Below are 17,440 nucleotides of genomic sequence, written 5' to 3'. Positions count from 1 at the left end.
CAATTGAAATCATGGACGAACTTGAACAATTGTGTCTTTTGCCAATATAATACAATACCAAACAAAGGAGTGTGAAAAGATGCAAGTAGAAAAGATTAAAAAATATGTCAGGGGTCAAGACCTTCCTATTACCTGGCAGAAAGAGATGAATATCCAACCCCAAAAATTCTTTACTGTCATTCTCAAAGAAATTAATGTCAATGATTGCGATATAGATATCGACGGCTCTTTAATGCCCCCAGAAAATGAAATCAGTGAAAACTTGATCAAAGCAGTTGCTGCCAGTGAAGAAAGTTTGAAAAAAGGTGATTTTGTGGATTGCTCTTCAGATGCAGAAAGGGATGCTCTTTTTGATTCCATATGGAGTGATGGCAGTGAATGATTTTAAAGAACGTTATACAAAAGATTTTTTGAAGGATTTGAAGAAAATTAAATCTGATTTTTCACTGCAAGAACGGTTAAAATCCAAGATTCAAGAGATTTTAAAAAATCCATATCATTATAAGTCTTTGCGGAATGTTTTGAAGAATCGCAGGAGAACTCATATAAGTAGCTTTGTTTTGATCTTTGAAGTTATTGACAGTGAGGGTGTAGTTGCTTTTCATGTGTTCAAGCATCATGATGAGGTGTATTAATGACAATACTTTCACGTTTTTCGGAAAAGTGTTGCCCAATAAACCCCAAAAAGGGTTTTGAGATTTAATGAAAAATCCCAAAACCCTTGTTGTTATTGATGGTACCGAAGAGAGGACTTGAACCTCCACACCTCGCGGTACTAGATCCTAAGTCTAGCGTGTCTACCAATTCCACCACTTCGGCATATAATCATGGCAGATATCAGAAATAGCCTTCAACATAAAAATAATTTTATCAAGAAAATTCCTAATTTTTACCAAGGAAATTATTTGTAAAACCAGAGCTATCCTGATTTCCGAGCCAATGTGGAGCACTATCTACATGAATTTGGATATGAAGTCAACCCTGGAATAAAAAAAATGACAACGTTAATATTTCAAAGTTTTACAGTCTCTTTTATAATCAACTCTTTTAAAGCTGAGAACCTTCCAAAATGCTCTGTAACTTTAAATGTTATGTCCGGATTTTTTATTTTTGCTTCGGCAATCAGCTCCGGAATATCTTTGACAACATGATTGCCGGCTGAAATAAAGTAGGGCAGTACAACCATTTTGTTGACTTCATGATTTTTGAGTTCTTCAACAACTTCATTGAATGAAGGGCCGCAAAACTGTATGAATGCCGCTCTCACTATATCGAATTTGCCCTCTGCAAGTTTTTCCAGGCTTTCAGCAAGTTTTTTGATTTCAATTGCAGATGCCTCTCTTCTGCTGCCATGGGCAAGCAGGATCAATGCTTTCAATTTTAAAATCTCCTTATTATTGAGTGTACCCTTTTTTCAATATCCGGCGTAAAGTGTTGCTATGAAACCTTAATCCCCGGTCCCTTCTCCATGACTTGAGAGGTTGAGAAAATAGTGCATACACTCTTATTGTTTTTCAATTCTGGTGGCAAAAATACGATTTCTTCCCTTTTGCTTTGCAATGTAAAGGTTACGGTCTGCCTCTTCCAGGAGAAGTTCATGGGTATATCCGCCAAGGGTTATTTTATTTTTTTGAGTTTCCTTTGTGCTTGTACCAAAATTTTTGATAGTTTCCGGGACATTCGGGCGTTCTGGTTTTGTGTTGGTATGCAGATTTGAGATTTCTCCTGCACAATTTTCAGCAGTAGTTGGATTAGGTATTTTATCAGGCGATGGCACTGGTATTGCAGACAAATTGTCCATCTCGTCTATTTTACAAGAATTATTTGTCTTGTCTGCTTCATAAGAATTTTCTGTGTTGTTTACAGGTAGAGCACATACGGTGACTATTCCAATACTTATTGAGACATAATCTGATACACTTGAGTGAAGATGGGGAATTTGTTGGCTGATGACGGCAATTCTTGTCCTTTCTGCCACTTGTATTGCTGAATCTGAATCAGTTTCAGGAAGAATAATTGCAAACTCTTCACCACCATATCTGGCAACAAGATCAGCCGGACGTTTAAGCGCATCATCAAGGGCGGAAGCAATTCTGTGAAGTGCTTGATCTCCCATTGCATGGCCATAATGATCATTGTACTGTTTGAAGAAATCAACATCAATCATTCCAAGGGATAGATTTGTACTATTTCTCATGGCTCTCGAAAATTCATTTTTAAGCACCTGATCAAATCTGCGTCGGTTGGAAATTTCGGTGAGTGCATCTAAGTATGCAAGTTTATCCAGCAGTTTATGTTGATGTACAAATCTTAGATGATTGTGGATTCTCATTTTAACTATTGGTGGTGAAAAAGGTTTTGTTATGTAGTCAACAGCACCTAATTTAAGACCATGTTCTTCATCTTCAACGGAATCGAGCGCAGTAACAAAAATAACAGGGATATCTTTGGTCAGATCGTGCTCTTTTAGTTTTTTGATTACCTCATAGCCACCCATGTCAGGCATTATAACATCCAGCAGAATAAGATCAGGTGGAGGATTTTGTAGGGAGAATCTAAGGGCCTGTTCTCCACTTCTGGCAAGCACAAGCGCATAGTCATCCTTGAGAAGGTCAACCAGAATCCTGAGATTAATCTTTTCATCATCAACAATAAGAATGCGAGCTTTGCTTTTATTAACCATTGAGTTTTCCGTAGTGTTGCAGATGTTGTATTTTACTGACTGGCGGTTATAAATTGGGTTACGGCATCTGCTGCTGCCTGGTATTCAATATCATCTATAAATGTTGTTATTTTTAATAATGTTTCATTATGCCCATATTTTATAAGTATCTTTTCCACGTCCGGAAGCATATCCATTGCGGTCAGCTCACCTTTTTCAAGTAATGCTGTGAAGTTGTCCAGTCTCTTTTTTTCAGTGTCCGCTAAAATGATTTTTTTGTTTGTAATTGTTTTTCCATTTGAGGCAGCTTTTTTGCTGCAAGGTCTCCTTTCATTGAATTTTTTCATCTCATGGTTGGTATCATCAGGCGTAATTTTACAACTTACTTCATATTCATGCATTTTTTCAAGAACTGTTTTTTCCGTGGAAGATGGTAGTTGTTTGAGTGTTTCAATAATATCTTCAAGTTCTTTAACAAAGTTGTTTACAAGCTCTATGCATCCATTGGAGGATTGTTGGCCTTTGTAAATGGAGTTAACTGGCTGTTCAAGGTCTGTGTCAATTATGTCGGAGGTTGCTGTTTTTTCAACAGGTGCCTTTATACTCTCTCCATGACTATATGTTTTAGCGTTAAAATAGTTTTTGTTTTTATAGTCTGTGGTGGCATTTGAATGCGGCAATGAAGGATTAGCTTTTTTTATATGATTTTCAAGATACTCAGCGGTTTTTAAAAGATTTTCTGCTCCCATATAACCGGAGATACCTTTTACTGAATGGGCAATTCTTCCGATCTCTTTAAGGTCTCCTTGACTCATCAGCCTTTTTACCATGGCAGGCTTATCTGCATAATCTTGTTTAAAATCATTGAAAATTTTACGCAGCATTTCGGGTTTATTGTTAAGACGCATAAGCGCCTGATGATGATTGATGCCTTTCATTGTGGGGAACTGTGTTGATTCTGAGATGGTTGCAATTGTAAGATTTTTGTCCTGGGGTTGAAAGATGGATTCAGGTGGCAGCTCTTTTTGAGTTCTCTCATCTTTTTTTTGTCAGATATGAATTGTTGCAAAATTTTGTAGAGCTCAAAGTGATCTACAGGTTTGTTAAGGTGCCCGTTCATGCCTGCATCAATGCTCTTTTCTCTATCTCCTGCCATTGCATGGGCTGTCATTGCTATAATGGGCAGGCTAATGAGCTTTTTTTGGTTTCTTATAATGCGTGTTGTTTCAAGGCCATCCAGTATGGGCATCTGAATATCCATAAGCACAAGATCAAAGGTATCTGAATCAAGCATTTTAAGGCATTCTTCTCCATTATTAGCGACTCTTGTGACTATTCCCGCGTCTTTGAGGAATTCAAGTGCAACTTCCTGGTTAATGGGGTTATCTTCCACAAGAAGCACCCTGGCACCTTCTATTTTTTTCATGTTACTAAGGTTTGTGATATCTTGTCCTGTTTTGTGGCGTTGCCCATGGTAAAGGTAATCCATTCCAAGGGTTTGAAGCAGTGTCTCATACATGACAGATGAATATACAGGTTTTAACAAAAATGCATTAAGGCCAGCCTTTTCCGCTTCTGTCCTTGCTTCTTCCCGTCCATTTGCTGTTACCATAAGCATTGAAGGGGTATTTGCCATTGCGGCATTTGCCTTTATGCATCGTGCTGTTTCAATGCCATTCATTCCTGGCATTATCCAGTCAAGAAGCACCACATCGTAGGGTTTCCCTTTGGCAACAGCCTCCTCAAGGCAATTGAGTGCACTTTGACCATCAACGGCACTGTCAACATCCATTTGAAAAGAGGTAAGCATGTCAACAAGAAGTTCCCTTGCAATCTTGTTGTCGTCAACAACAAGGGCTTTTCTTCCACGAAATATATCCTGGCATGGCATATGGTGAAGAAAATGGTGTTTAACTGTTTGGGAACATTGGAGTTTTACTGTGAAGGTAAAGGTTGTACCTTTGCCAGGTGTGCTTTCTGCCCAGATTTTGCCATCCATCATGTCAGTCAGTTGGCTGCATATGGAAAGCCCAAGACCTGTGCCGCCATACTTGCGGGTGATTGAATCATCAGCCTGGCTGAACGCTTCAAAAAGAAATTCAATCTGTTCAGGATTAAGTCCTATTCCGCTGTCTTTGACTGAAAATCTTAAAAAAACATCGCTGCAGGTTAATCCATTGCAGTTTGAAAAAGAATTATCAGGCGATGGAATTGCTTCTTTGTTGACGGCTGCTTTTTCAGGGCTGACTTTGTTTTCAGTGTCGCTATCGTCAAGGGCAACTGAGATGACAATTTCCCCTTTTTCTGTAAATTTCACTGCATTGCTTGCCAGATTCATCAATATCTGTCCAAGTCTTAAAGGATCTCCTTTGAGTTTGCATGGTACATTTCTGTCAATCTGGAAAAGAAATTCCAGACCTTTCTCCTCTGCTTGCAAGCCTATTGCATTTACAAGATTTGCAAGTACATCCTCAAGGTCAAAATCAATGGATTCCAGCTCAAGTTTGCCGGCATCAATCTTGGAAAAATCAAGGATATCATTTATCAGATTTAGAAGTGTGTTGGCAGATGTCAGGATTTTGTCAAGATAGTTCCCCTGCTTGCCATCAAGTTCTGTTTTTCTTAAAAGGTGTGTCATGCCAAGTATTCCGTTCATGGGGGTACGGATTTCATGGCTCATTCTGGCCAGAAAGTCACCTTTTGATGCATTGGCAGACTCGGCACTTTTCATTGCCTGTATAAGTTCATACTCCATCTGCTTGTGGCTGCTCATGTCCATTGCCGTGAAGAGATAGCCTTTCATTACTCCTTTGGCGTTATAGAAAGCCGTTATTGAGAGGTTAACTGTAAGACAGGTTTCATCCTTGCATATATATGTCCACTCACTTGTTCTTGAAATCTGCTGTTTAACATGTATATCAAAAATTTTGGCAGCATCTGGTTTAAGGGGCTTTACGCCAGTGAGCTGATTTGCATAGTTTAAAAGCTCTTCCGGCAGATGTATGGAAGAGATATTGCGTTTGCCAACCATCTCAGACTCTGAAAATCCAAGGAGGTTGCTGGCACCCCGATTGAACAAAGTTATGGTTCCTTCGAGATTTGTGGCAATGATTGAAAGCTGGGTCGCTGCATCCAGAACAGCCTGACGCTGGGCATTAGCGGCCTGAAACCGGTTGAGCATCTGTTCTGTTTTTTCAAACTGTTTCACCACAAGCCTTGCAGTAATATCAGCAGCTTCCCTGGCGACTTTGATCTCCTGACGAAGCATCTGGTTCTCTAACATAAGTTCTTCAATATTTTTATCCATAACTCTGTCAATGCAATTTAGTGGCAATATAATGGTTAAGTTTTGGCATGCTAATTCTGAGCAGTTTTCCACTCTTGCTCAATAGATTCGCACAGAATTTTAAGCTTTTTCATTTCCATTGCAATAAGTTCTTCTTTTGAAGAGATGGGCTTTTTTAAGGTTTTGGGTGCGGATAATATTCTGATATAAAAGTCCTATGTATGTCATTATCCTCACTGCCATAAAGTAGTCATCTGATGATTGAAACTCAAGCAAAAGATAGAGGTATAGCCCTTCACCTTTAAATTTAACACGCCAGATTTTATCCTCAAAATCGACATCTTATTGCTTTTGCATAAGTTATTGCAGTTGTCTGAACCAGGATAACCAGGATGAAAAGGATGTTCAGGATAGATAATCCTGCCTTATCTTTTTAATCTGTTAATCCTGGGCATCCTGATTCAGACGTTATTAGCGAGTCTCAAATGATCATAGGTGTCGATTTTGAGTTTTTATGTAGTTTATTAATGATCAAAATTGCTTTTTTTGCAGCTTCTTCGATCTTTTTTTTACAGCACTCACCTTCAAGCCCTACCAGGAAAAAATTGCAGTTATGCTCTTTTCTGTATATGTTGGAGAATATTGTTAAAAGGTAGGCTACTCCTGAATGGTGGCCATAGTGCGGGTCATTAAGTTCCTGTTTAATATCTTCTTCTTTCAGAACAACAATATCTTTGTTGTATTTGCAAATGCATTCACCATTTTTATGATGATGCTCATGTGGTGTCAAGGACGAAGGTTTGCCTGAAAAGCCTGAAATGCTGTCCACAAAAACCACTGTTGATGCATCCTCAAGAAAAGGAAGCAGGTTTAAGCCGGCGATCCCTCCTTCAATCAACTCAGTATTGTCAGGAAGTCTTTTTTCAAGCAGGTACTCATAGACCTTGATTCCTGCACAATCGTTTTCAACAAAACGGTTGCCTATGCATATTATTTTGTTTTTCATATGTTGTTTATATCTCGTGAGTCATATGTTCTCGATTCTATAACTACATATAGTGCTTCCTTAAACTAAAACGGCGCATATATGGTATGTCAAACGAGAACTTACAACTCTTGAGTTTTATTAGAAAGTCTGCATAACATACTGATATACAACGACTTTCATATCTTCGATTGTGGCGGTGAATCGCCATGTTGGTTTTTATAAGAAAGTCCCCGTGGTTCAAGGTTTTTCAGGATTTTCATGCTTCGTTGTGGCAGAGAGTTCTGCCATGGCCGTTTATATGAAAGTCTCGGTAACATCCTGTTTTTAAAATGACTTTCATCTCTTCGATTGTGGCGGTCATCAGCCATGTACGTTATATGATAAATCACAGCAACGGCAGGTGAAGGGGGCACGATGTCATCAGCCATGTACGTTATATGATAAATGAGTTTTTTTGCTGATTACAATTATTGCTGTTTTTCCTCAGTGTATGTACCGCACATACCATGCACGGATCAAAGGAGCGAATAACATGACCTGCTTCAACCGGATTTTCAATTGATTTTACAGAAGTCCCAATAAGTGCTGTTTCCCACGGCCCGCGAACCGTGCCTGAATCCCTTGGGGATGCATTCCAGGAGGTTGGTGTTATTATCTGGTATTGTGCTATTTTTTGATTTTCTGTTTTAACCCAGTGTCCAAGGGCTCCGCGGGCGGCCTGGAGCATCCCTGCTCCCTGACCATCCGGAATGTTTTTTACAGATGTGTAAAAAGGCTCATTTCTTCTGTGCATAAGCTCATTTAGCCATATGGTCATTGCAGGCAGCAGCTTTGCAGGACGTACCATCCTTGCAAGTTGTCTTGTAAGTGTTGTTGCCCCTTTATTCTTTATCATGTCGTGAAAAAGAGGCTCTCCATCAATGATCATTTCAGCAAGCGGGCCTGTCTCTGACGGCAGATTATCATATCGGGGAGCTTTGACCCAGGAGTATCGTTGGCTACTGTTTCCGGAGGCATAGGGAATTGTCTCTCCTTCAAAAGGATGAGCTGCTGAAGAAGATGGCTTGAACCAGGAGCTTGAAATATCTTCTCTGATTTTTTCAGGTTCAAGTGGAAATAAAGTTGTGCCTTTTGCAAATCCAGCAGATATCAGGCTCCGGGACTGGGGGGTGTGATTATCGTACAGGTCTGTTTTGCTCTTTTTGAGTATTTCTGAAATAGTTGTTTCAGCCGGAAAAGGAAGATTGCCAAATGATATATAGTTTTCTGTAGCAGTTCCAAAGGTGTCAAGGCCTGCCTTAAAGGCAAAGCGGAGAAAAAATCCCACGTCGCTTTTACTATGTTCAGGTTTTTCATCCAGCCATTCATAAAGGTCAGCAAGATTTGAGATATCCTGCCATCTCTCAATTGAACAGCCCAATACCCTGGATTCATACCAGTTCCTGAACTGTTCAACAATAAGGCGGCACTGCATAAGTTTTGGTGTGTCTGGAATGGATGTGACACCCCCTGGCACCATAAATGATGTATGTGGCCACTGTCCACCTATGATGGCAATAATTTCAATAAGGCGCCTGGTCTTTTTTACTACATCCATCACAGATGTTCCTTTAAGTGGCTGATATTTTTTTGTGGCTTCTTCAAACAGAAAATGGTGTTGGTATGCCTGGGAATTGGTAAAATCAGCCATAAACATCAGAATGGACTGGCGCATGTCGCTTTGAATGGTTTCTGCCATCAATGAAAGATTGCGGAGGCGAATGGCATTGTCAGGCGGAGTGCTTTCAGAGATAATATCAAGTGCATTTACGGCGGCTGAAAGGTGTGTCAGACTGCATATCCCACAGACTCTCGGGGTTATTACAAGACCATCCAATGCACCTCTTCCGGTCATCATTGTCTCAAAACCTCTGTACATTGTTCCGGAGCTCCAGGCATCGGTAATGACACCATCAGTCATGTCAATCTTTATTTCAAGATCGCCTTCTGCCCTGTTTACAGGGATTGTGATTCCTTTTATGACTCTTGGCATATGTTTTTTTCCTATATTTTGCTGCCGAAATTGGGCATTTTTCATTTCCTGTTTTACACTTTTCGGGCACGATTCCCATATTTCGTGAATTTTGTTCAAAAAAGTGTAAACTACTTTGGAGCAGATATGAAAGATGCCCGAAATTGCTATTTTATTACTCAAAGACGACATCTATGGTTTTTTGAGCCTTGTCAACACTGTCTGAATCAGGATAATTTGTTGCTTACAATGCTATCACACTTTTGAGCTTCTTTTTTTGAGACGAAGCGGCGCTGCTTCAGCAGCCATTCCCTTGTAAACCATATAGTGTGCTCTGTTTACGCCCCTTGGCAGTTCCAGTGGGATTCCTTCAATGTTGGGGGTATGAAAAAAAGGTGTTGCCCTTGGAAAATCCGGATCAGTGCATCCAAAACAGGGCACTCCTGCCCGGGGTTTTGATGAGTGTCTGTTCCATAGAAGCTTGTTGCAGGGACCGGGCACAAGGGGGCCTGCACAGCCCATATGAAAAAAAAGACATCCCATTTCACCGAAATCAGACTCTTCAATACGGTATTCATGGTATTCGTTTCTGGTGCACCCCTGATGAACCATTGTACTGTACCACTCTAAGGGACGATTAAAATTGTCCAGTTCGAGGTCTGTGTCACCTGCAATGGCCATGAGTGCACCTGCAATTACATCGTGATGACATGGACACCCTGCAAGGTTGATAACAGGCATACCCGATTTTGCGGTGAAGTCATTGCCAAGAAAACCGCCTTTTTCCCGCCTCAAAAATTGTAATCCTGTTGCTTCAATAGCATGTTCTGTGCCAAAGCCACCAAATGATGCGCATGTGCCCACTGCGATAACAAATTTTGCTTTGTGGGCAAGCATATGTATGAGATCTTTTTTTGCTCTTCCATCCTTTGTATCAAACATACCGGTACCGGCAGGTCCGCAGATTATTGAGCCTTCCACCATTAGTATATCAAGTTTGATCTTTTCCGATATTATACTCTCCAGCATTTTCTGGTGAGCTGTATGGGATATATTTGATATGGATGGATGCCAAAGCAGTTCAAGATCAAGGGTGTTGAACAGCGCATTGACATCCAGGAAATCACTGCTCAAAAGGGAATAGGTATCCCCGCCACATCCGCCACCTTGTACCCAGTAAAGAGTTGTCAAAATTTTTCTCCTTTTTGGTGCCATAGCGATTTTGTCTATGGTTTTCGGATAAGCAACATGGCGGATGTCCGCCACAATCGAAGGAATGAAATAGATTTTAAAAACAGTCAGTTACAGAGACCATTTATAAAACACACATGATTGAGGGGATATCACAATGTTGTATTGAAATCTTTATATATCAATAGGTTATAGAACATTGTGATGAAAAAAACAGCAAACATGGGGGCATTAGAAAATAGCAATAAACATTCTTGTTCCAACAAGAAAGAGAAGCACGGCAAAAATCTTTTTTAGTTTATCCACCGGCAGAGTGTGTGCAAGTTTTGCTCCATAGGGAGCTGTCAGCACACTTGCCATGACAATGCCACCAAGGGAAACAAGATGGACAAAGCCAAAACTGAGAGATGGAAGCCCTTCAACTCTCAGGCCATTTATAATATAGCCAAGCGTTCCTGAAACTGCAATGGGAAAACCGATTGCAGAAGATGTGCCGATGGCACTTCTCATGGCTGTATTGCACCAGACCAGGAAGGGGACAGATAATGTGCCGCCTCCAATGCCCACAAGGCTTGAAAAAACTCCGATAATACTGCCTACTCCAAATATTCCCACTGTTCCTGGTATTTCTCTTGTGGGTTTGGGTTTAATGCCAAGAAGCATCTGGGTTGCAACGTAATACAGAAAGAATCCGAAAAAACCCTTTAGAAAATTGGTTGATAACATAGATGCAATCCATGCTCCTGTAAATGTTCCTGTCAGGATGCCAGGCGTTATTTTAAACACAACAGGCCATACAACTGATTTCCTTGAGTTGTGTGCCCTTACGCTTGATAATGATGTAAAAAGGATAGATGCAAGTGATGTTCCAAGTGCCATATGAAGGATATGTTCGTGGGGGAACCCTTGTGCTGTAAATGTGAATGTAAGCATAGGAACTATGACAAGGCCACCACCGATTCCCAGAAGACCGGCCAGAATTCCTGCAATTGAACCAAGAGCAATGTACAACAGAAAAAAAGACATGAAAGTATTTTCCTTTTTGTTCAGGAGGTGTAAAGTCTGAAATCGCTTATTCCCTTATAAGTAACTGAATATGATTACTTTTACGAATGAGAAAGTAATGAGTGCAAAATAAATCACCCATACTTAATGTCTTCAGAATCTTTAGATAATATTAAGGAAATATGCAAGAAATTACCTTGAAAATAAGGATAATTTAATTCATTCTTCATGGAATTAAACGGGTATGATTGATTACGTATCAATCACCCCCAAATATAAAAATGATAGTCATTTTCACGGTAAAGTTTTACAGTGTTTCAACATCCTCAAGAGTCGTAAGTTCTCAAATCCGTCACCATATATTGTGTTTTTTAATTGCTTGAAAGTACTATATTTAGTGTTCATTGGGAAAACTTATGACTGATGAGAACATCAGATAAAGTTGATGCTTGCAAAAACTATTTATATTGTATAATTAAATTTCAGATCAAACACTCCAAATTATTAAACCTTCGGCATACTTCATATTCCCACAAAAGTACTTTACACTTTTTTGGGGGAAACACCCTGAAAACGAAGTTTTGTTTCAGAAAGTGTAAAGTGATTATGAAGCATGCCAAACCTTCATGGTTAAATTCGAGGAACCCCTATGAATAATCATAAATGGCGCATATTAATTGTTGATGATGAACCAAATAATCTGCAACTTATGCGACATATTCTTGGAGGAGATTATCAGCTCTCCTTTGCAATAAATGGATTGAATGCCATTGAAGTTGCACTTAAGGTTATGCCTGACATTATCCTTATGGATGTAATGATGCCAAAGATGGATGGCTATGAGGCATGCAGGAGATTGAAATCCCATCCTGAGACAGCGTCTATTCCTGTTATTTTTATCACTGCCATGTGCGATACAGATGATGAAAGCCGAGGATTTGAAGCAGGTGGTGTTGATTATATTACAAAGCCTGTGTCAAAATCCATTGTCCGTGCAAGGGTGGCAAGTCACCTTGCTCTCCATGATCAGCAGGTTGCATGCGAAAAACGTGTTTTGGAACGTACAGCAGAGCTTGAAGAGAGCCAGCGTTCCGCTGTGTTCATGCTTGGAGAGGCAGGTGATTATAATGATACTGATACCGGCGTGCATATATGGCGTATGGCTGCCTATTCAGGGGCAATAGCCCGATGTTTTGGCTGGAGTGTTCAGCAGACAGCAATGCTTGAGCTCGCATCTCCCATGCATGATATAGGAAAGGTTGGCATTCCAGATGAAATTCTTAAGAAAAAAGGCCCTTTAAGTGATGATGAGTGGAGAATAATGAGGACTCACCCTAAAATAGGCCACAGTATTTTATCCAAATGCAACACTCCACTTTTTACAATGGCTGCGGATGTTGCAATGTTTCATCATGAAAAATGGGATGGTTCTGGTTATCCAAGGCGTCTTAAAAAGGAGGATATCCCTGAGGCTGCACGGATTGTTGCAGTTGCAGATGTTTTTGATGCATTGACAATGATACGACCTTACAAGGATGCCTGGCCGGTTGAAGAGGCGGTTGAGGAGATCAGGCGAAGTTCTGGCACCCATTTTGACCCGGCTATTGTTGAGTGCTTTCTGCATATTGAGAAGGAAGTCAGAAGCCTGAAAAATGTTTGGGACACCACAGAACAGAGAAAAGGCAGGCTGTACGGAGATTCATAAATGGCAAAAAATAGATTTGTCCACTATTTGAAAAAAATGTGGTCACAGGCAAAATCGACATCTTTTGCTTCTAACAGAGACGAAGAAGAGAATATCTCTCAAAGTTCCCGGGTTGATAAGAGTATGATTGATAATAGTATAGAGGATGGTGACCCGATTGATTCCTGTATATCAAAGGGGGGTGGTAAACAAATTGATATATTTGACCCATTCTCCACTGTCAATATGAGTTCCGATGACCGTATGAGGATACTGAGCCAGGCTGTGGCAACAAGTCCTGTTTCTATTGTTGTAACTGATAAAGATGGCAAGATAACCTATGTGAATCCATATTTTACTGAGTTGACAGGTTACTCCTTTGAAGAAGCGGTGGGGCAAAACCCTCGTATTCTGAAAGCAAAGCGCCAGTCTCCTGAATTTTACGAAGATTTGTGGCATACCATATCAGGAGGGAATATATGGTCGGGTGAATTCTGCAATATTAATAAAAATGGGGAAGAGTTCTGGGAAAAAGCTATCATCACACCGATTTTTGATAGTAGCAATAACATTGATTACTATGTTGCAGTTAAGGAAGATATTACTGAACAGCATATTGTTAAGGAGGCAGTCCGCAGCAGCGAATATAGGCTTAAAAATATCATTGCATCCATGGAGCAGGGATTCTGGCTTTTTGATAATCATTTGAACACAATGGAGGTCAATGCTGCCCTTCTTCGTATCATGGGGATGGATGATGCTTCCATTAAAGGAAGAAGTGTTTATGATTTCCTTGATGAAAAAAACCGCAAAAGAGTTAGAGAATACATAAGTAACTGGACTCCGGACTCCAGAAGCAGTTTTGAAATGGATATTCTCAGGCCTGATGGAAAAAAAATCCCATCTCTTGTTAGTCCTGCACCTATATTTGATCAACAGGAAAAACGGATCGGTGCATTTGCTGTTATCACGGATTTCACACAGCAGAAACTCATGGAGCAGCGCATAATTGAAGCCAGAGAAAGGGCAGAGAAATCTGCAATGGTTAAAAGTGAATTTCTTGCCAATATGAGCCATGAGATCCGTACTCCAATGAATTCAATCCTTGGTTTTTTGGATCTTGGTATGGAAGACCTTACACTCCCTGAAGAGCACAGAAAACGCCTTGCAATTGCCCATAAATCAGCCTCAGCACTTATGGTACTTCTCAACGACATCCTGGAGCTGAGTAAAATTGAGAATGGTAAATTTGTGATGGAGACCAAAAGTTTTGATATTCGAACTTTTCTTGAAAATACACTGGAGGATATATCAAAAAAAGCCAGGCAAAAGGGGTTGTTGTTTTCATGGGAGTGTCACCACGATGTTGCTGAAAATTATGAGGGAGCTCCATTGTCTCTTGGGCAGATTCTCATGAATATTGCTGGTAATGCTGTAAAATTTACAGATCATGGCTCTGTTAATATCACAGTCTCCACTTACCATGGAAACGAAATGCTTTTGTTCTCGATATCTGATACAGGTATAGGAATTCCTGAAAAGCATCATGGTATAATTTTTAATCCTTTTGTTCAAGTAGATACATCAATGACACGACGATTTGGTGGTACAGGGCTTGGAACCACAATTGCTAAACACCTTGTGGAGATGATGGGTGGCAATATATGGTTTGAAAGTGAACCTGGAAAGGGAACAGTTGTCTATTTTACAGTAAAAATGTCTGTCTATAGTGATTCGGAGCAGTTTGATGCTCTGGATGGATCAAAGCTCAAGGAAAAAATAACCATGGATATGCAAAGTCCTGAATATGATAACACTACACCTTTATGGCCGACTTCAACGGCATCCCCAGACCATGAAAATGATGATGAGGCTTTTCGCGGTAAAGTGTGCCGTAAAACATCTGAAGATGACTTGAATATCTTAATGGCTGATGATCTTGATGAGAATATCCTTTTGGTAAAACTTTTTTTGCAGCGGTTCTCATATAAGGTAGTTGGTGCAAATGACGGTATTGAGGCAGTTAAACTTTTTAAAAAGGGTGGGTTTGATATTATTTTAATGGATGTTCACATGCCGGAGATGGATGGTATTGAAGCAACCAGAAAGATAAGGGAACTTGAAAAGGGTACAGAGAGTTCCATTCCCATTATAGCCTTTACCGCAAGTAACATGGAAGAGGATAAAAAGTTATATTTAAAGACAGGTATGGATGCTGTAATATCAAAACCTATCAATTTCAAGGAGCTGCTTATGCTGATTCCTAGATTGATTCAGATGAAAAAAGAGGGGATTGCGACCATTTCTTCTGTTCCAGGATCTTCCCCGATGGACTCTTCATACGAATCATCATCTTTATCAATCGGAGATGACCAGCCAAATAAGTTGCCCATAAAATCCGGAAATGCTGATATTGTAAAAAATGCTTTTCATTTTAATGGTACTGACTACTCATCCCTGAATGATATTTATGATGGTTTCAGTGGAATAGACATGAAAAGGGCAATGGATAACTGGGGCGACCCTTTGACCTTTAAAAAGCGGATTGAAATATTTTATCAGAATAACAGAGACTTGCCTGGCAAAATTGAAACATTAATTGAAAGCCAGAATATAAGTGAACTGCGTATTGTCACCCATTCAATGAAGGGGCTTTCCGGAAATCTCTCTCTTTCTGATTGCTATGACATTTTTGTTGGAATGGATTCTCTTGCAAGAGAAGGTAAAATAGATGATATTGCAGTGTTTCTGACCTCTCTTAAAGCTGAAATCGGTAAGCTTCCCTGGATGATAAGGCAGATGGAGGCGTTTTCTGAGAATCCATTCTGGAAAGAGTATGATTTAACAAAAAACAGAAATAAAAATAGAAGTAAAGATATGATTCAGAATGAGCTGCAAGATAGTTATAACGATACCATCCCTTTTGTTGGTGACAAATCCTCACCAAATTTATCTGAATTGAAACCATTTGATTTTGATTCTGTTATTATGCTGATATCAAAATTGACTGATTCATTTGATGAATACAGCCCTGATGCCTGTGAACCTTTTCTTGAAGAGCTTGGACAATATTTGCCCGCCGATACTCTTAAGCCGGTAAAAGATAAAATTGAACAGTTTGATTTTGAAGGTGCAAAAAAAGCATCAGAATTGTTGCAGAAACTGACAAGGACGATGTGATGGATAGTATATTGGAAACAATTGCTTCAACACCGCTCTTTGATGGCCTGGAGAAAGAGCACATTGCTGTTTTGGCAGGGATCGCCAGGTTGCAGAATTTTGCAAAAGCAGAGATGATATTTGCAGAGGGAGATCCGGGTAGAGGTTTCTACATAGTCCGAAGCGGTAAGGTTAAAATCTTCAAGCTATCATTTGGCGGCAAGGAGCAGATTCTCCACATTTACGGGCCTGGAAAACCTTTTGGTGAAGTTCCTGTTTTTGCAGGTAAAAATTTTCCTGCGTCTGCCATTGCTGTCACTAATGCTACTGTTATCTTTTTGCCCAGAAAGGAGTTCATTGAAGTCATTGCAACAAATTCCTCTCTATCTTTGAACATGCTTGCTGTACTATCAATGCGTCTTCGTCAGTTTACAGTTATGGTGGAAAATTTATCACTGAAAGATGTGCCTGCAAGGCTTGCCTCGTATCTTATGGTTCTTGAACGTGAGCAGAAATATCCTGCATCTTTGAAGTTACCGGTTTCCAAAAATCAGCTTGCCGGACTTCTTGGTACAACACCTGAAAGTGTTTCAAGGATTTTTAACAGACTTTCAACAGATGGAGTTATCAATATTGATCGAAATGTCATAACTATTGTGGATCCTGATGCCCTTGCTGATGTCGCTGAATCTGGATAGCATTTTCCTCTCGCTATATTCTCCCCAAAACAAGCAACTCAAAATTTCATTCGAGACTCTTTTCCCATCCTTTTTTAACAAAAAATTATTCAATTACCCTTGACTATTAAAAAAGACTCATTACTTTTTGCACAAGTTGAGATTAAGTAATAAAACAAATTGTAATACGTTGTTGAGTCAGTTTAATTAATAATATAAAGGGGCTTATAAGATAGTCAAAAGAGATTAACTGTGCTTTTAATACGCCCCTGAACGTAAAAGAAGGAGGATATGCCATGATAACAAGAAGAATGTTGAATTTTCCGGCAGCAACAGGTTGGAGTCATCCTTTTTTCGGGATGGATGAGTTAAGGAAAGATATGGATCGTTTGAATCGGTTGTTTGATAGTTCCGGTTCTTCATATTTGCCTCATTTTTTTAAGGCAGGAGTTTTTCCGGCATTGAATATTACAGAGAATGAAGAGAAATATTTTGTACGTGCCGAGTTGCCGGGTATAAAGGCAGAAGAGCTTGACATACAGGTTAACGGAAGAAATCTTACAATATCCGGAGAGAGAAATACTGCCTGCTGTGAGGAAAATATAAAATATCACAGAAGAGAGAGGGAGGGCGGCAAATTTTCACGGGGAATTGTTCTTCCAGGGGATGTTGACCCGGAAAAGGTTACAGCTTCAATGGTAAACGGACTTCTTACTGTAACAGCGGGCAAAAGTGAAGCTGCAAAACCCAGAAAGATTAATGTAAATTAACGTGGGA

At 39.9% G+C, this 17,440-nt stretch carries 15 protein-coding genes and 1 tRNA gene; 6 read left to right on the top strand and 10 right to left on the bottom strand.

Annotation, left to right across the window (positions count from 1 at the left end):
- Window positions 1-79: 79 nt before the first annotated feature.
- Both MTBBW1_RS08020 and MTBBW1_RS08015 read left to right on the top strand, forming a co-directional pair.
- Window positions 80-382, top strand: coding sequence for a hypothetical protein (locus MTBBW1_RS08020; RefSeq protein WP_080801709.1), 303 nt, complete (start codon window positions 80-82; stop codon window positions 380-382).
- Window positions 375-635: a type II toxin-antitoxin system RelE family toxin gene (locus MTBBW1_RS08015; protein WP_222424011.1), complete on the top strand. Its 261-nt coding sequence runs from the start codon at window positions 375-377 to the stop codon at window positions 633-635. The genes MTBBW1_RS08020 and MTBBW1_RS08015 overlap by 8 nt, the downstream gene beginning before the upstream one ends.
- Window positions 636-734: 99 nt before the next feature.
- Here MTBBW1_RS08015 and MTBBW1_RS08010 read toward each other — a convergent pair.
- From MTBBW1_RS08010 to MTBBW1_RS07965, 10 genes are all read right to left on the bottom strand, one after another.
- Window positions 735-819, bottom strand: a tRNA-Leu gene (locus MTBBW1_RS08010).
- 193 nt (window positions 820-1,012) lie between these two features.
- Window positions 1,013-1,378: a sirohydrochlorin chelatase gene (locus MTBBW1_RS08005; RefSeq protein ID WP_186441159.1), complete on the bottom strand. Its 366-nt coding sequence runs from the start codon at window positions 1,376-1,378 to the stop codon at window positions 1,013-1,015.
- A 126-nt stretch (window positions 1,379-1,504) separates the two neighbouring features.
- On the bottom strand, window positions 1,505-2,683 hold the full coding sequence (locus MTBBW1_RS08000) for a diguanylate cyclase (protein ID WP_080801701.1): 1,179 nt from the start codon (window positions 2,681-2,683) through the stop codon (window positions 1,505-1,507).
- Between the two features lie 32 nt (window positions 2,684-2,715).
- On the bottom strand, window positions 2,716-3,600 hold the full coding sequence (locus MTBBW1_RS07995; protein ID WP_080801699.1) for an Hpt domain-containing protein: 885 nt from the start codon (window positions 3,598-3,600) through the stop codon (window positions 2,716-2,718).
- A complete protein-coding gene (locus tag MTBBW1_RS07990; RefSeq protein ID WP_080801696.1) occupies window positions 3,597-5,969 on the bottom strand; it encodes a PAS domain-containing hybrid sensor histidine kinase/response regulator in 2,373 nt (790 codons plus the stop codon). The genes MTBBW1_RS07995 and MTBBW1_RS07990 overlap by 4 nt, the downstream gene beginning before the upstream one ends.
- Before the next feature lie 99 nt (window positions 5,970-6,068).
- Window positions 6,069-6,269, bottom strand: coding sequence for an Rpn family recombination-promoting nuclease/putative transposase (locus MTBBW1_RS30320; protein ID WP_222424020.1), 201 nt, complete (start codon window positions 6,267-6,269; stop codon window positions 6,069-6,071).
- 160 nt (window positions 6,270-6,429) lie between these two features.
- Window positions 6,430-6,954: a hypothetical protein gene (locus MTBBW1_RS07980; RefSeq protein ID WP_080801693.1), complete on the bottom strand. Its 525-nt coding sequence runs from the start codon at window positions 6,952-6,954 to the stop codon at window positions 6,430-6,432.
- A gap of 415 nt (window positions 6,955-7,369) precedes the next feature.
- On the bottom strand, window positions 7,370-8,968 hold the full coding sequence (locus tag MTBBW1_RS07975) for a nickel-dependent hydrogenase large subunit (protein WP_080802079.1): 1,599 nt from the start codon (window positions 8,966-8,968) through the stop codon (window positions 7,370-7,372).
- A gap of 234 nt (window positions 8,969-9,202) precedes the next feature.
- Window positions 9,203-10,138 (bottom strand): NADH-quinone oxidoreductase subunit B family protein, encoded by a 936-nt coding sequence (locus tag MTBBW1_RS07970; RefSeq protein ID WP_080801690.1) that lies wholly within the window; start codon window positions 10,136-10,138, stop codon window positions 9,203-9,205.
- 231 nt (window positions 10,139-10,369) lie between these two features.
- Window positions 10,370-11,164 carry a sulfite exporter TauE/SafE family protein gene (locus tag MTBBW1_RS07965; protein ID WP_080801687.1) on the bottom strand — a complete coding sequence of 265 codons (795 nt, stop codon included), beginning with the start codon at window positions 11,162-11,164 and terminating at the stop codon, window positions 10,370-10,372.
- 628 nt (window positions 11,165-11,792) lie between these two features.
- On the opposite strand from MTBBW1_RS07965, the gene MTBBW1_RS07960 reads away from it, so the two are divergent.
- The 4 genes from MTBBW1_RS07960 (at window position 11,793) to MTBBW1_RS07945 (ending at window position 17,433) form a co-directional block, all read left to right on the top strand.
- On the top strand, window positions 11,793-12,848 hold the full coding sequence (locus MTBBW1_RS07960) for an HD-GYP domain-containing protein (RefSeq protein WP_080801684.1): 1,056 nt from the start codon (window positions 11,793-11,795) through the stop codon (window positions 12,846-12,848).
- Window positions 12,849-16,007, top strand: coding sequence for a PAS domain-containing hybrid sensor histidine kinase/response regulator (locus MTBBW1_RS07955; RefSeq protein WP_080801682.1), 3,159 nt, complete (start codon window positions 12,849-12,851; stop codon window positions 16,005-16,007).
- Window positions 16,007-16,684, top strand: coding sequence for a Crp/Fnr family transcriptional regulator (locus MTBBW1_RS07950; RefSeq protein ID WP_080801678.1), 678 nt, complete (start codon window positions 16,007-16,009; stop codon window positions 16,682-16,684). The genes MTBBW1_RS07955 and MTBBW1_RS07950 overlap by 1 nt, the downstream gene beginning before the upstream one ends.
- A gap of 275 nt (window positions 16,685-16,959) precedes the next feature.
- Window positions 16,960-17,433 carry an Hsp20/alpha crystallin family protein gene (locus MTBBW1_RS07945; protein ID WP_186441158.1) on the top strand — a complete coding sequence of 158 codons (474 nt, stop codon included), beginning with the start codon at window positions 16,960-16,962 and terminating at the stop codon, window positions 17,431-17,433.
- Window positions 17,434-17,440 lie beyond the last annotated feature (7 nt).

This window comes from Desulfamplus magnetovallimortis, from assembly GCF_900170035.1.
Classification (GTDB): Bacteria; Desulfobacterota; Desulfobacteria; order Desulfobacterales; family Desulfobacteraceae; genus Desulfamplus; species Desulfamplus magnetovallimortis.
Note: the sequence above shows the minus strand (reverse complement) of the source record. Positions and strands in the feature narration are given on the sequence as shown.

Bases quoted from the DNA above. Each gene is read 5' to 3' on its own strand.
- MTBBW1_RS07975 (WP_080802079.1), bottom strand. From the start codon at position 8,968: ATGCCAAGAGTCATAAAAGGAATCACAATCCCTGTAAACAGGGCAGAA.
- MTBBW1_RS07960 (WP_080801684.1), top strand. From the start codon at position 11,793: ATGAATAATCATAAATGGCGCATATTAATTGTTGATGATGAACCAAAT.
- MTBBW1_RS07980 (WP_080801693.1), bottom strand. From the start codon at position 6,954: ATGAAAAACAAAATAATATGCATAGGCAACCGTTTTGTTGAAAACGAT.
- MTBBW1_RS07950 (WP_080801678.1), top strand. From the start codon at position 16,007: ATGGATAGTATATTGGAAACAATTGCTTCAACACCGCTCTTTGATGGC.
- MTBBW1_RS07945 (WP_186441158.1), top strand. From the start codon at position 16,960: ATGATAACAAGAAGAATGTTGAATTTTCCGGCAGCAACAGGTTGGAGT.
- MTBBW1_RS07990 (WP_080801696.1), bottom strand. From the start codon at position 5,969: ATGGATAAAAATATTGAAGAACTTATGTTAGAGAACCAGATGCTTCGT.
- MTBBW1_RS07955 (WP_080801682.1), top strand. From the start codon at position 12,849: ATGGCAAAAAATAGATTTGTCCACTATTTGAAAAAAATGTGGTCACAG.
- MTBBW1_RS07995 (WP_080801699.1), bottom strand. From the start codon at position 3,600: ATGAAAGGCATCAATCATCATCAGGCGCTTATGCGTCTTAACAATAAA.
- MTBBW1_RS08000 (WP_080801701.1), bottom strand. From the start codon at position 2,683: ATGGTTAATAAAAGCAAAGCTCGCATTCTTATTGTTGATGATGAAAAG.
- MTBBW1_RS08020 (WP_080801709.1), top strand. From the start codon at position 80: ATGCAAGTAGAAAAGATTAAAAAATATGTCAGGGGTCAAGACCTTCCT.
- MTBBW1_RS07965 (WP_080801687.1), bottom strand. From the start codon at position 11,164: ATGTCTTTTTTTCTGTTGTACATTGCTCTTGGTTCAATTGCAGGAATT.